We start from the raw sequence: 13,455 nt of genomic DNA, 5'->3' as shown, positions 1-13,455 counted from the left end.
AGTATGAGAACAATAGATTCAAATTAAACGGAAAAAGAAAAAAGTATTGCACTTTTGTGAAAAAGCTCTATACTTTCTTTGTATTATTTTTTTGATACACTATATACAAACGTATTCACAAAGGAGATAGATAGATGAGCGGATTTTGGTTTACTGAAAAACAAACCGAGAATTTTGGAATTACGATGAAGGTAAAACGTACACTTCATACGGAGCAAACAGACTTTCAATTATTGGAAATGGCAGAAACAGAAGAGTGGGGGAATATGCTCTTTTTAGATGGCATGGTTATGACATCTCAAAAAGATGAGTTTGTTTACCACGAGATGGTTGCACATGTTCCTTTATTTACTCATCCAAACCCGGAAAATGTATTAGTTGTTGGTGGCGGAGACGGTGGCGTAATTCGTGAAATTATGAAGCACCCGAAAGTAAAAAAAGCAACACTTGTTGATATAGATGGAAAAGTTATTGAGTATTCGAAGAAATATTTACCGGAAATTGCTTGTGAATTAGAAAACCCACGTGTAGACGTTCAAGTAGGCGACGGATTCATGCATATTGCAGAATCTGAAAACGAATACGACGTTATCATGGTAGATTCTACTGAGCCAGTAGGTCCTGCGGTAAACCTATTTACAAAAGGTTTCTATGCTGGAATCTCAAAAGCCCTAAAAGAAGACGGATTGTTCGTTGCACAATCGGACAACCCATGGTTCAAAGCAGACTTAATTCGCCAAGTACAAAAGGACGTAAAAGAGATTTTCCCAATTACAAATATGTACTTAGCGAATATCCCGACGTATCCAAGTGGACTTTGGTGCTTTACGATCGGATCAAAAAAATACGATCCACTTCAAGTGCCGGACGAGCAGTTCCACGAAATCGACACAAAATATTACACAAAAGAGCTTCACAAAGCAGCATTCGTATTGCCTAAATTTGTGAAGGACTTAGCAGGAGAGTAAGCCGATGCGATTTGATGAAGCTTATTCAGGAAATGTTTTTATTAAAAGCAAGCAAAATTACGAAGAAGCACAAGCAGTTATTTACGGGATGCCAATGGACTGGACAGTAAGCTATCGTCCAGGTTCACGCTTCGGCCCGCAGCGTATTCGTGAGGTTTCCATTGGTTTAGAGGAGTATAGCCCATATTTAGACCGTGAGCTAGATGAAGTAAACTATTTTGATGCAGGAGACATTCCGCTTCCATTTGGAAATGCATCGAAAAGCTTAGATTTAATCGCAGGTTTCATTCGCCAACTTATGCAAGACGGGAAAGTTCCTGTTGGCATGGGCGGCGAGCATTTAGTGTCATGGCCGGTTATGAAAACAGTGGCGGACAACTACAAAAATCTTGCGATCATTCATATGGATGCGCATACGGATTTACGTGTGGAATATGAAGGGGAGCCACTTTCTCACTCGACACCGATTCGTAAAATTGCGGAATACATCGGTCCAAAAAACGTTTATTCATTTGGAATCCGTTCCGGAATGAAAGAAGAGTTCGATTGGGCAAAAGAAAATGGCATGCATATTTCAAAGTTTGAAGTATTAGAGCCATTAAAAGAAGTATTGCCTACGCTAGAAGGTCGTCCTGTCTATGTCACAATTGACATCGACGTATTAGACCCTGCACACGCACCTGGTACGGGAACAGTAGATTGCGGTGGTATCACTAGCCGTGAGTTACTTGCTTCTATCCATGCGATCGCAAACTCAGGCGTCAATGTAGTTGGATTCGATTTAGTAGAAGTTGCACCGATTTACGATTCATCGGAACAAACTGCCAATACTGCTTCGAAGCTGCTGCGAGAAATGATTTTAGGCTGGGTTAAATAATTTAAAAACGTGTTGTCCTTTTAGGACACACGTTTTTTTTAGGTTTTACCTATGTTTAGTTGTCATTATCATGCTTTTAGCTTTATAATAAAAAGGTTACATTAAAATGCTCTAAAGGATGAACGCAATGTCTCAACCAATAAAAAAAATAGTTAATATCCACTTACAATCTACGATTCAACACCCAGATGCCGCATTAGAAACATTTAATATCCAAACAACAGGTGAACTTACGATAAAAGGGAATCAATCTTATTTGGTTTACGAAGAAACACAAAATGACAAAGCAGTCAAAACGACCGTAAAGTTAAATAGTGATTCTGCTTTAATTCTTAGAAGTGGCTTCGTAAAAATGAGACTGCCATTCGTAAAAGGAGAGCTTCAAACAGGAAGCTATGATCCAGGTTACGGAACTATGATGATCACAACAAATACGAAACAACTACGATTTGAAGATGGGCAATTTCGAGTGGAGTATGAACTCTTGATAAACGAAGAAGTAGTTGGTACATATACATTAGAACTAATTTACACGGAGGCGAATTAAATGAACGCAGTAGAACAAGTACAACAATCGATCAAAAAAGCGTTACAACAAGCAATTGTGAAAGCGGAACTTGTAAAAGAAGAACAAATTCCTTCTATCCATTTAGAAACACCGAAAGACAAAGCAAATGGGGATTACGCAACAAATATTGCAATGCAATTAACGAAACTAGCGAAAAAAAATCCACGTCAAATTGCAGACGCTATCGTAGAAAACCTAGATATGTCAGGTACAATGATGGAAAAAATCGACATCGCTGGTCCAGGATTTATGAATATTACCGTGCGTAAGGATTATTTACAGGAAGTAGTAAAAGCAGTACTTGCTGAACAAGCTGATTATGGCCGTACTAAATCTGGTGCTGGCGAAAAAATTCAAGTCGAGTTCGTGTCTGCGAATCCAACTGGTGACTTGCATTTAGGACATGCGCGTGGTGCATCTGTTGGAGATTCACTATGTAACGTACTTGATTTTGCTGGATATGATGTTTCTCGTGAATATTATATTAATGATGCTGGAAATCAAATCCATAACTTAGCGGTTTCTATTGAAGTGCGCTATTTCGAAGCATTAGGCTTAGAAAAAGAAATGCCAGAAGACGGATACCGTGGAAAAGATATTATTGATATCGCAGCGGATCTAGTAAAAGAGCATGGCGATAAATTTGTGAACATGTCTGACGAAGAACGCTATAAAGCTTTCCGTGCACACGGCTTAAAAGTAGAGCTTGCGAAACTACAAAAAGACTTATCCGACTTCCGCGTAGGCTTTGATAATTGGTTCTCTGAAACTTCTTTATACACAGATGGAAAAATTGAAGTAGCATTAGATAAATTAAAAGCAAACGGTCATATTTTCGAAGAAGAAGGAGCAACTTGGTTCCGCTCTACAACGTTTGGCGATGACAAAGACCGCGTATTGATTAAAAGTGACGGCTCTTTCACGTATTTATTACCAGATATCGCTTACCATGAAGATAAGCTAGTACGCGGCTTCGACCAACTGATCAACATTTGGGGAGCAGACCACCACGGATACATCCCACGTATGAAAGCGGCGATTGAAGCACTTGGATACGAGCGTGAAAAACTAGAAGTTTCCGTTATTCAAATGGTTCAACTATATAAAGACGGCGAAAAAATGAAGATGAGTAAACGTACTGGTAAAGCAGTTACGATGCGTGAACTAGTAGAAGAGGTAGGCCTAGATGCAGTTCGTTACTTCTTTGGCATGCGTTCAGGCGACTCACATATGGACTTCGATTTGGACTTAGCAGTTTCCCAGTCAAATGAAAACCCAGTGTATTATGCACAGTATGCACATGCACGTATTTGCTCCATCTTACGAGCAGCTGAAACTCAACAATTAAAAGCTTCAACAGATTCACTTGATTTATTACAAAGCGAAAAAGAATTAGATCTATTGAAAAAAATCGGTGACTTCCCACAAGTAGTAGCAGATGCTGCAAAACTTCGTGCACCTCACCGTGTCGCAACTTATATCCAAGAGCTAGCGGCAACATTCCACAGCTTCTACAATGCGGATAAAGTACTCGATGCAGAAAATGTCGCTTTAACTGGCGCTCGTCTTGCACTAGTTACATCTGCTCGCCAAACAATCGCGAACGCACTTCGCTTAATCGGCGTTGCCGCTCCAGAAAAAATGTAATATCGAACACTTCGACCTCGGTCGGAGTGTTTTTTTATTAGAGGGAAAGGAGTACTTAAATGGGGTAAAAGTAAAAAAGAGGAGAAATATATTCAAATTGTCGCTATTATCTCCATAGAGCTTTGGAAAGCACATTAGTCTTACTTTATTGTGAGAATCCAGAACCAATAGTAAAGTTATGATCGAACAGCTCTTTTCATGGGTAATTCTATGAAGACACATTTGACCAATGTTCTTCTTGAGTCTGTACACTTCTCCATTCAGCCCGATTGTTTAAAAAGTCACAGACCGAGCACTATTCCTCATCGATCTATCCTCGGTTGCCCTTGACGGCAGGTGTCTCATCTAACTTCACATCGAACATGTTCTGTAGAGTCTGATTGTCGGAAAACTCATATTTGCAGTTTCTTATTATGTCATGCATATAACGAATAGCACCCAAATCATTTTTATTGTCTTACTGGAGATACAAAGTATTTATTATCCAATACGATTCTATTTGTTAAGAAAAAGTTAAAAATATCACAAATTCAAGTCAAAATACTAAAAAAATAATATCTGAATAATCCGTATAATTGAAAAAACAGTATTAATGGGAGGTTCAGATGAGATTGAAGAAACATTGGCTTGGTTTGGCTATTACTGGACTGTTGCTTTTAACAGGATGCTCTACACAGCTTTCGGCAGATGATGGATCATCTAGTAACGCGCAAGCGTCAGATGCAGATACGTTAATCATTGCACGTCTGTCAGATGCAGAAAACTTAGATCATCAATTTATGTCGACTATTAATGCGGCGAGTGTTACACATGGGAAGGTATACGAAGGATTAGTAGGGCGTGATAAAAGTTCTGAATTTGTGCCACTTCTAGCTGAAAGTTGGAAACAAATCAGTGATACCGTTTGGGAATTTTCTCTTCGAGAAGATGTAACATTTCACGATGGAGAACCGTTTACGGCAGAGGCAGTGAAGAAAACATTCGAACGATTGTTAGATCCAAATGTAGGGTCGCCACGAGCGGGTGCTCTTTCTATGGTTCAAGAAATTAAAGCTGTTGATGATCATACTGTACAATTTATTCTTACTGAACCATATGCTCCTTTACTTTCTATTCTGGCGGGTCACGAAAGTGGAATCATCAGCCCTAAAGCAATTGAACGCTTTGGGAAGGAGCTCATCAATGAACCTGTCGGTACTGGCCCATTCCGTTTTGAGCATTGGAAACCAGGGCAAGAAATCGTTTTAGTACGAAATGAAGAATATTGGGGATCGGCTAGTAAATTAGCGAAAGTCATCTTTAAAGTAGTACCTGAAGAAACGACTCGTGTATCCATGATTGAGACCGGGGAGGCGCACGTTACAGAACCATTGTCAGTTACAATGATGGAGACAGTTGAAAATTCGCAGTCTAGTAATCTTTATCGAAGTGAAAGCTATGGTACGGAGTATCTTGGATTTAATGTTTCAAAGCAACCATTCGATAATGTACTTTTACGAAAAGCAGTTGCTCATGCAATTGAGGTTGATTCCATTCGAAAAGGAGTATTTAACAACGTTGGTGGAGTTGCCAATTCACTTCTAGGATCTAAAGTGTTCGGATACGATGATACGATGCAGCCGTATAGCTATAATTTGGATGAAGCGAAACGTTTGATGGCTGAAGCTGGATATAAAGATGGATTGACGATTAAACTTACAACGATGGATAGCAAAGAACGTATTAACCTTGCTGAGGTGGTCCAATCTCAACTAAAAGGTATTGGTATTACAGTTGAAATAGAAGTTTTAGAATATGGTACCTTTGTAGATACGACGAATTCCGGTAATACAGAAATGTATATTTTGAGTTGGAGAAATGCCACAGGAGATGCCGATTATAACCAGTTTAATCTCTTGCATTCTAGTACACATGGACCGGGTGGAAATAGATTCTTCTACGCAGATCCACAAGTTGATGAATGGATTGAACAGGCAAGACAAGAGATGGATAGTGACAAGCGAGGCGAGCTTTATTCCAAAGCGCAACACAAACAAATGGAAGATGCTCTCTACATTCCAGTCCGTGTGATTGAAAACATGGCTGCGGTGCATAAAGATGTTAAAGGTTTCGATATCACCCCAGCGGGATATATCGATCTCTCAACAACTCGTATAAACAATTAACTACAGACAGGCTTCCTTGAAGCCTCTTTTCCATTTAGAGGAGGGTATTTTATGAAAGGTCTAAGAAATGTAAGAATAGAAAAAGGATGGAGTCAAGTTGATCACCAACGCGTAGAAACAGTTACAGAACTAGTGGATATAGAGTGGAAGAATGGTAAGATTGTCAAGATTAGCGAGACAACAGGAGATTCTTTAGCGGAAGGATGGCTAGATGCTGGTGGGAGATTGGCATTACCAGGAATTTCTGAAAAACACGTGCATTTAGACAAAACTTATTTCGGTATGCCATGGAAAGCGTGTATCCCAGCTTCCTCCGTATTGGAGAGAAGCTATATGGAAAAGTCAATACTAAAGAAAGCTGAATATACGGCAGAAAAAAGGGCAGAGAACTTATTTAAACATTTAATTTCGATGGGTGCCACTTCCATACGAACCCATGTGGACATCTATCCTGAAGTTGGTCTCTCTTTTTATAGAGAAGTAAAAAAAGTAACTGAGAAGTATCCTGAAATACAAACAGAAATCGTGGCATTTGCCCAACATGGTTTTCTTAACGACGATACAATCTCTGCTATGCGTCAGGCAATTGTAGAAGGGGCTGACTTTATCGGTTCTGTTGATCCGGCTACCGTGGATCAAGATATCGAAAAGTCTCTACGTACCCTACTGGAAATGGCAGTAGAAGGTAATGTCGGTGTGGACATACATTTGCACGATCCTGGACACCTTGGAACGTATACTATTGAAAGGTTAGCAAAATTGACTTGCGAGTACCGACTTCAAGGGCGTGTTTATGTGAGCCATGCATTTGGGCTTGGAGATGTGTCGACAGAAGCTCTAGGTTCTGTTATACAAGCAATGAAAGAGGCGGAAATTCAAATTATTACAACAGTCCCTATTGGTCGAAATGCACCTCCAGTCGATTGGCTAGATAAACAAGGGATAGGTGTGTATCTAGGTAGCGACAATATTTATGATTCTTGGTGGCCGACAGGAAATGGGGATTTGGTAGAAAGATTAGGGAGATTGCTAGAAAAAAATCGATGGACCAATGAAAAAGCATTGGCCGCGTCTCTCAAATTTATCACAGACGGTATTACTCCTCTCTCCGAACAAGGTGAGAGACTTTGGCCCTGTGTAGGTCAAGATGCTTCGATGATTTTAACTTCTGCTCAGTGTTCTGCAGAATTTATAGCACGACGTACTCCTAGAGAGGTAGTAATCGCTAAAGGAGTACGTATGTATTAAGGAAAAGCCTTCTAACTTAAGAAGGCTTTTTTCTTTGAAAGGAATCAGGTGGTATTGAGAAATGCAAAGACATCATAGAAAAAATGAGGGCCAAAAGAACCTACCAAGTACACAAAATAATCCCACAACCAATGAGACGATGGACGTTTGAGATGTTCTGGTATACCTTGTCTTTCGGAGTAACTGACGAAAGGAGCAATCCGAGTGGCAGTTAGTAAGGTTTATCCGATGCAGTACGTGCCATTATGTCAATTTCCTATTCCATCGGTTTCTTGTATTTTTGTAGGTTAAATAAATAAAACGCTATAAAAAGTAGGCATGCTGACAAAAAGCTTGCCCATATTGAAAAGAAGGAATGAAGTGATAGATGACTCACAATTCCTATGACAGAACCTATCGCAACAATTATGGCAGGTGCAGGTCCCGTGCGATGCTCTGTTATCAATATATACATCACAGCTGGAATCAAAGAAGCGTACAGATTCCCAAAAAAGAAGAGTAAGGAAAAAGACGAAGGGAAAACAATTGCAACGATTACGAAAAGGATAAATGCCAAGAGCCAAACAGATAGGTGACGATACTGTGTAATCTGTTTATCCGTTAATGATTTTTCTAGCCATACGTTTTTGATGAGAAGAGATGTCCAACCATGCAATTCACTACTCGAAGCTGTAAGCATTGCTATCAAACAAAAAACACAAAGATAATCATTAAGAAAGATGCATCTAGTGCTTGCAACATTGTTTGGATGAGAAGGTATACATGATCAAATGATTTCCCAGATATTGCGAACAACAACAGTGCTAATAGTGCCATAGGAACGGTGGCCCAGATAAGCCCAGTAGATTGAAATGCTAAACCAATTTTTTCTGGTTTTGTTACAAAAATTCGCATCCAAGTAGCGCTATCCGTTAGAATTTGCCCGGTGAATACAAGGATGGCAGCCGACACAAACCAAACCGTCTCATGACTTCCCATGAAAAAAAGATACGGATGATATAGTTTGACCCCATCATAGATGGGGCTTATACCGTTTTGAAGATACGAATAAATAGGGAGCAGGATAGTCGTCAGAAATATCATGACGACACTGTAGAACGAGAGGGAGGTTAGTTTTTTCAACCCACCATACCCGCCAAAATAGATAACCAAAAGCAAAAATCCTCCAAAACCAATGAGTGGTAACTGAGGAATTGCATAATAAAACAGTGTTCCAGCTGCATAAAATTGCACCATAAGAGCATATGCACCCATGAAGAGTAGCATCAGAATAAAAGTATGATAATAAGAAGGCAAAAGCTTTTCTTTTAACACATCACCAATCGTTATTGCTTCAGGAAAACTACGTCGGACTCGTTTTGCCACAAGCCCAAGAAAAAAGAAAGCGAGTCCGCCTGCAATAGCGTACCCGATACTACCAGCAATTCCATATTGAATTAGCGTCTGAGGAGAAGAAAGGATGGTGTTTCCGGTTACCCACCGTGCAAGTAATGTAATAATTGCTAATCCTAATCCAAAGGTAACCGACCCACGCATATAGAGCATCCATTTGTCGTTCATGCCATGTACAGCTCCTTGGCTCTGTAATCTCGTGGGGTGGTGTTAAATTCTTTGCGAAACATTTGGCTAAAGTAGTGCTGGCTGTTGAAGCCGCAACATTCAGCAATAGATGAAATTGTGGCATCTGGCTTTTCGCATAACATTCGCTTGGCTGCGACGAGACGATAATGGTTCACGTATTCAGCAAACCCCGTTCCAACTTCTTCTTGAAACTTTCGACTTAAGTAGGCCGGATTGATATGTATACGGGACGCTAAACTGCTAAGTGTTAGACGCTCACCAAATTCTTCATGAATAATTTGAAGCGTACGGCGTATCGTCTCGGAATAGTGAGAATGAGCTGTATAATGATTTAGTACACGCACTAGATCCTCTTCTATAATCGGTTTAGTCAAATAATCCAATACTCCGACTTTGATAGCCTGTTGTGCAAATTCAAAACTTTGAAATGCAGTGACCATAACCAGATCAGCTTTTGTTTCTGTTTTAAGTTCCTGAGCAAGGTCCAATCCACTTTTACCGGGCATCTGTATATCCAAAAAGGCAAGACGAATAGAAGTCTTTCGGGCAAGACGAATAGCTTGCGATGCGTCTTGGGCTTTCCACACTGTAGCGGTAGGGAAATGCTTTTCAATGAGATACACCATCTGTTCAATCTCGAGAGGTTCGTCATCTACTACTAAAATGTTCATTTTTATTTCTCCTTTCTTCCCAATATTGAAATGGATATGAGATAGATACGGTGATCCATTCCCCGTTTATCTGGCTTTCAATAGATATTTCGTCTTTCGAAAACAAGAGCGAGAGACGATTCTCTAAGTTTGATAACCCTATTCCTGTAGTATCTTCTTTATCTGTTGAAGAAACGACAAGATTGTTGGTGACAGCTATTTGTACTTGCGACCCTTTACGAATTGCAGAAATGATTAAATGAGCTCGCCCTGGATTTTTTTCAAATGCATGTTTAAAGGCATTTTCAATTAATGTTTGGACTAAATATGGAATAGTAAGAGCAGACGATACCTGCTGTTCTGTTTGCCAATCGATTTCAAGGCGTTCACGGAACCTGATTCGTTGTATTGCCAAGTAGTATTCGACATATTCAAGTTCCTTTTGCAAGGTTAGTGTTCTATCAGTAGTAATATATTTGTGTTTTAGTAACTTTGAGAAGTTTTCAATTCCTGAAATTAACTCTTCTTTTCGTCCAAGTCTTGCTAAACTCAGCAAGGAATTTAGCGTGTTAAAAAAGAAATGAGGTTGTATTTCTTGATTGAGTTGATTGTAGAGTGCTTCCTGTAAATCACGTTCTAAAGCCATTTCTTTCTTTTGTTTTTCTAGTAAATCAATTCGATTTTCGTAAGCTAATAAAAACAATAGGGCAAGCGCTCCTAAAATAGGAGCCAGAATGCAGAGGGCGATGAATATCGTAAAAGCCTCAATTGTTAACATATGCTCTGACTCCTTTTTAAAAATCGGTTAAGCAGAGAAGAAATCGTTCGCGTAGTGACACGCAACGTAGTGTCCATTTTGCACTTCTACTGTCTCCGGTTCCTTGCTACTACATAATTCTGTCGCAAAAGGACAGCGAGTATGAAAGCGACAACCAGATGGCGGATTGATTGGTGAGGGGACATCCCCTGATAAAAGAATACGTTCCGTTTGTACCTTAGGATTGGGTACAGGTATTGATGAGAGTAATGCTCGAGTATACGGGTGTGTTGGTTGATCAAACAGTGCGTGTTTAGGCGCAATTTCTACTACTTTACCAAGGTACATTACCATGACACGATCAGAGATATGACGAACAACGCTTAAATCATGTGATATAAACAAAAATGTCAAATTCAATTGACGTTGTAGTCGTTTTAACAAATTTAAGATTTGTGCTTGAATTGATACATCTAAGGCAGATACGGCTTCGTCACAAATTATCAATTTAGGGTTCACAGCCAATGCTCGTGCAATTCCGATACGCTGTCGCTGTCCGCCACTAAATTCATGAGGATGACGAGACAATGCTTCTTCAGGCAGTCCTACGAGATGCATAAGTTCTCTCATTCGATCTTTTCTTAACTCTTTCTGAACGGAGTTTTGAATCGACATCGCTTCAGAAAGGATCTGTTGAATCGTTTGTCGTGGATTTAAAGATGCGAAAGGGTCTTGGAAAATTACTTGTAAGTCACCTCGTAATGTCCGCAAATCCTTTTTTGACAATTCTAATATATTCTTACCATTATACACTACTTTTCCCGCTGTCGGTTCGTCTAATCTTAGGATCGCTCGACCGGTTGTAGATTTACCACAACCGCTTTCTCCTACAATACTTAACGTTTCTCCTTCGCGCAGTGTGAAACTAATATCATCCACAGCCTTCACAGAAAGCTTAGGTTGCAATAGCTTTTCTCGTTTTACAGGGAAGTACTGTTTAAGATTTTGTACTTCTAGGAGAACCTTTTGTTCTTGGACATTTACCATTACACAACTACCTCCTGTTCTTGCCACTTATTACTGTAAACCCAGCATCGTACCTTTGAGCCGCTTTCATGTTCAATTAATTCAGGCTTATACTCTCGACATAGGTTTGTTGCCAATGGACATCGGGAAGCAAAACGGCAACCGGATGGCATATTGAATGCACTTGGTACATTTCCCTCAATTGTATAAAGCTCTTCTTGATCCTCATCAATTTTTGGCAATGAAGCTAATAGTCCTTGCGTGTATGGGTGCAAGGGAGTTTCAAATAACGTTTCTGTAGTTGCATGTTCTACGATGTTTCCTGCATACATAACGGCCACTTTATCGCATGTTTCAGCGACCACTCCCAAATCGTGTGTAATGAGTATTACACCCATCCCTAATCGTTCTTGCAGTTCTTTCATCAATCTTAAGATTTGAGCTTGAATAGTTACATCTAATGCCGTTGTTGGTTCATCTGCAATAAGAACTTCAGGATTACATGATAGTGCCATCGCGATCATCACACGTTGTCGCATGCCGCCACTCAATTGAAACGGCTCTTGTTTGGCGCGTTTTTCGGGAGATGGGATACCTACAAGACCTAACATTTCTACTGCTTTTTTAGCAGCCTCTTTTTTATTTAGGTTCTGATGAAGGCGGATAGCTTCTGCAATCTGCTCACCAACAGGAAGTACTGGGTTCAGCGACGTCATTGGTTCCTGAAAAATCATCGAGATCTCATTTCCCCGTAATTTTCTCATCTCAGATTCAGGAAGTTCCACTAAGTTCCTTCCTTTGAAGAGAACTTCTCCTCCGGCAATTTTTCCTGGAGGAGAAGGAATTAGACGTAAGATTGAAAGCGACGTGATACTCTTACCACATCCCGACTCCCCTACAATTCCAAGGGTTTCCCCTTTGTGAAGTGTAAAATCAATCCCATCCACGGCCTTACTTGTACCTCGTTTAGTTGTGAAATGAGTCTGCAGATTTTTAACTTCTAATATGACCTCTTTTGACATGAAAATCACCTACTTTCTTGAATTAATTAAGTTCGATACGTTTATTGAATAGACGATATAGAATATCTACGATTAGGTTTACTACAACGAATACAAGAGAAGCGACAAGAACACCGCCTTGGACGACAGGCAGGTCACGCATACGAATTGCGTCGACAATCATACGACCTAATCCATTGATTGCAAAGATGGACTCCACTAGAACAGTTCCACCTAAAAGAGCACCGAATTGCAATCCGACAACAGTAATGACAGGAATTAGCGCATTTCTTAATGCGTGCTTGTAGATGATTACACGCTCTTTAACACCCTTTGCACGTGCTGTCCGAATATAATCTTGGCGAATAACTTCTAGCATGCTCGAACGTGTCATTCGAGCCACGATTGCAGCACCACCTGCTCCAAGCGTGAATGCGGGAAGAACAACGTGTAACATGCTATCCCACCCTGCAACAGGGAAAATATGAAGTTTGACTGAAAAGGAATACATTAACATCAAACCGAACCAAAAGCTTGGTAATGAGATACCTAGTAATGCAACAACCATAACAACTGTATCTAAGATGGAATACGGTCTAATCGCAGAGATGATACCTGCAAGCATCCCAAGGACGATAGTGATAAGCGTACTGAAAATAGCAAGCTCTAATGTAATCGGTAGACGAGTCATAATTTCTTGCAACACGGGCTGGTTATTTTTGAGTGAGAAGCCCATATCGCCCCGTAGTAGATTGCTAACATAATCGAAGTATTGTACATAGAGAGGTTGATGAAGACCGAGTTGTTCACGAAGTGCTTCAATCGTCTCTTTTGTTGCCCCTTCACCAGCAAGTAGGACAGCCGGATCTCCAGGAACAAGTTGCATAATGACAAATACTACAATAGTAACTCCAATAATGACCGGTACGGTCTGCATTAAACGTTTTGTAATGAACCAAATCATGTA

Annotated in this window: 13 protein-coding genes; 6 read left to right on the top strand and 7 right to left on the bottom strand. The window is 40.1% G+C overall.

Going from position 1 to position 13,455, the window contains the following annotated elements; all coding sequences use genetic code 11:
* The first annotated feature begins 134 nt into the window (after positions 1-134).
* The 6 genes from speE to OR571_RS11985 all read left to right on the top strand — a co-directional run bounded on the left by speE (position 135) and on the right by OR571_RS11985 (position 7,473).
* A complete protein-coding gene (speE, locus tag OR571_RS12010) occupies positions 135-968 on the top strand; it encodes a spermidine synthase (RefSeq protein WP_282243026.1) in 834 nt (277 codons plus the stop codon).
* A gap of 4 nt (positions 969-972) precedes the next feature.
* Positions 973-1,845, top strand: coding sequence for an agmatinase (gene speB / locus OR571_RS12005; protein WP_282243025.1), 873 nt, complete (start codon positions 973-975; stop codon positions 1,843-1,845).
* 127 nt (positions 1,846-1,972) lie between these two features.
* Positions 1,973-2,392 (top strand): YwiB family protein, encoded by a 420-nt coding sequence (locus OR571_RS12000; protein WP_282243024.1) that lies wholly within the window; start codon positions 1,973-1,975, stop codon positions 2,390-2,392.
* Entirely contained in the window at positions 2,393-4,060 is a 1,668-nt protein-coding gene (gene argS / locus OR571_RS11995) for an arginine--tRNA ligase (RefSeq protein ID WP_282243023.1), read from the top strand.
* 605 nt (positions 4,061-4,665) lie between these two features.
* Positions 4,666-6,225, top strand: coding sequence for a glutathione ABC transporter substrate-binding protein (locus OR571_RS11990; protein WP_142537982.1), 1,560 nt, complete (start codon positions 4,666-4,668; stop codon positions 6,223-6,225).
* A 51-nt stretch (positions 6,226-6,276) separates the two neighbouring features.
* Positions 6,277-7,473 carry an amidohydrolase gene (locus OR571_RS11985; protein WP_282243022.1) on the top strand — a complete coding sequence of 399 codons (1,197 nt, stop codon included), beginning with the start codon at positions 6,277-6,279 and terminating at the stop codon, positions 7,471-7,473.
* Positions 7,474-7,729: 256 nt separating this feature from the next.
* Here the strand turns inward: OR571_RS11985 and OR571_RS11980 are convergent, their stop codons facing one another.
* From OR571_RS11980 to nikB, 7 genes are read right to left on the bottom strand one after another with little or no spacing between them, the layout of a single operon-like run.
* Complete coding sequence (locus OR571_RS11980; RefSeq protein WP_282243021.1) at positions 7,730-8,161, bottom strand: hypothetical protein; 432 nt, start codon at positions 8,159-8,161, stop codon at positions 7,730-7,732.
* The gene (locus OR571_RS11975; protein ID WP_282243020.1) at positions 8,158-9,033 is read right to left on the bottom strand and encodes an SLC5/6 family protein; all 876 of its coding nucleotides are present in this window, start codon (positions 9,031-9,033) and stop codon (positions 8,158-8,160) included. Before OR571_RS11975 ends, OR571_RS11980 begins: the two co-directional genes overlap by 4 nt.
* Entirely contained in the window at positions 9,030-9,725 is a 696-nt protein-coding gene (locus OR571_RS11970) for a response regulator transcription factor (RefSeq protein WP_282243019.1), read from the bottom strand. Before OR571_RS11970 ends, OR571_RS11975 begins: the two co-directional genes overlap by 4 nt.
* Positions 9,703-10,482 (bottom strand): sensor histidine kinase, encoded by a 780-nt coding sequence (locus OR571_RS11965; RefSeq protein ID WP_282243018.1) that lies wholly within the window; start codon positions 10,480-10,482, stop codon positions 9,703-9,705. Before OR571_RS11965 ends, OR571_RS11970 begins: the two co-directional genes overlap by 23 nt.
* 27 nt (positions 10,483-10,509) lie before the next feature.
* The gene (locus OR571_RS11960; protein WP_282243017.1) at positions 10,510-11,508 is read right to left on the bottom strand and encodes an ABC transporter ATP-binding protein; all 999 of its coding nucleotides are present in this window, start codon (positions 11,506-11,508) and stop codon (positions 10,510-10,512) included.
* On the bottom strand, positions 11,508-12,509 hold the full coding sequence (locus OR571_RS11955) for an ABC transporter ATP-binding protein (RefSeq protein ID WP_282243016.1): 1,002 nt from the start codon (positions 12,507-12,509) through the stop codon (positions 11,508-11,510). Before OR571_RS11955 ends, OR571_RS11960 begins: the two co-directional genes overlap by 1 nt.
* Positions 12,510-12,531: 22 nt before the next feature.
* Positions 12,532-13,452, bottom strand: a complete 921-nt coding sequence (gene nikB, locus OR571_RS11950) for a nickel ABC transporter permease (RefSeq protein WP_282243015.1) — start codon at positions 13,450-13,452, stop codon at positions 12,532-12,534.
* Between the last annotated feature and the right edge of the window lie 3 nt (positions 13,453-13,455).

This window comes from Psychrobacillus sp. NEAU-3TGS, assembly GCF_029955155.1.
Classification (GTDB): Bacteria; Bacillota; Bacilli; order Bacillales_A; family Planococcaceae; genus Psychrobacillus.
The sequence above is the reverse complement of the archived record's forward strand: the minus strand, read 5'-3'. Positions and strand labels throughout refer to the sequence as shown.

Coding starts and splice junctions, on each gene's coding strand:
- speE (WP_282243026.1), top strand. CDS start 135: ATGAGCGGATTTTGGTTTACTGAAAAACAAACCGAGAATTTTGGAATT.
- speB (WP_282243025.1), top strand. CDS start 973: ATGCGATTTGATGAAGCTTATTCAGGAAATGTTTTTATTAAAAGCAAG.
- OR571_RS12000 (WP_282243024.1), top strand. CDS start 1,973: ATGTCTCAACCAATAAAAAAAATAGTTAATATCCACTTACAATCTACG.
- argS (WP_282243023.1), top strand. CDS start 2,393: ATGAACGCAGTAGAACAAGTACAACAATCGATCAAAAAAGCGTTACAA.
- OR571_RS11990 (WP_142537982.1), top strand. CDS start 4,666: ATGAGATTGAAGAAACATTGGCTTGGTTTGGCTATTACTGGACTGTTG.
- OR571_RS11985 (WP_282243022.1), top strand. CDS start 6,277: ATGAAAGGTCTAAGAAATGTAAGAATAGAAAAAGGATGGAGTCAAGTT.
- OR571_RS11975 (WP_282243020.1), bottom strand. CDS start 9,033: ATGAACGACAAATGGATGCTCTATATGCGTGGGTCGGTTACCTTTGGA.
- OR571_RS11970 (WP_282243019.1), bottom strand. CDS start 9,725: ATGAACATTTTAGTAGTAGATGACGAACCTCTCGAGATTGAACAGATG.
- OR571_RS11965 (WP_282243018.1), bottom strand. CDS start 10,482: ATGTTAACAATTGAGGCTTTTACGATATTCATCGCCCTCTGCATTCTG.
- OR571_RS11960 (WP_282243017.1), bottom strand. CDS start 11,508: ATGGTAAATGTCCAAGAACAAAAGGTTCTCCTAGAAGTACAAAATCTT.
- OR571_RS11955 (WP_282243016.1), bottom strand. CDS start 12,509: ATGTCAAAAGAGGTCATATTAGAAGTTAAAAATCTGCAGACTCATTTC.
- nikB (WP_282243015.1), bottom strand. CDS start 13,452: ATGATTTGGTTCATTACAAAACGTTTAATGCAGACCGTACCGGTCATT.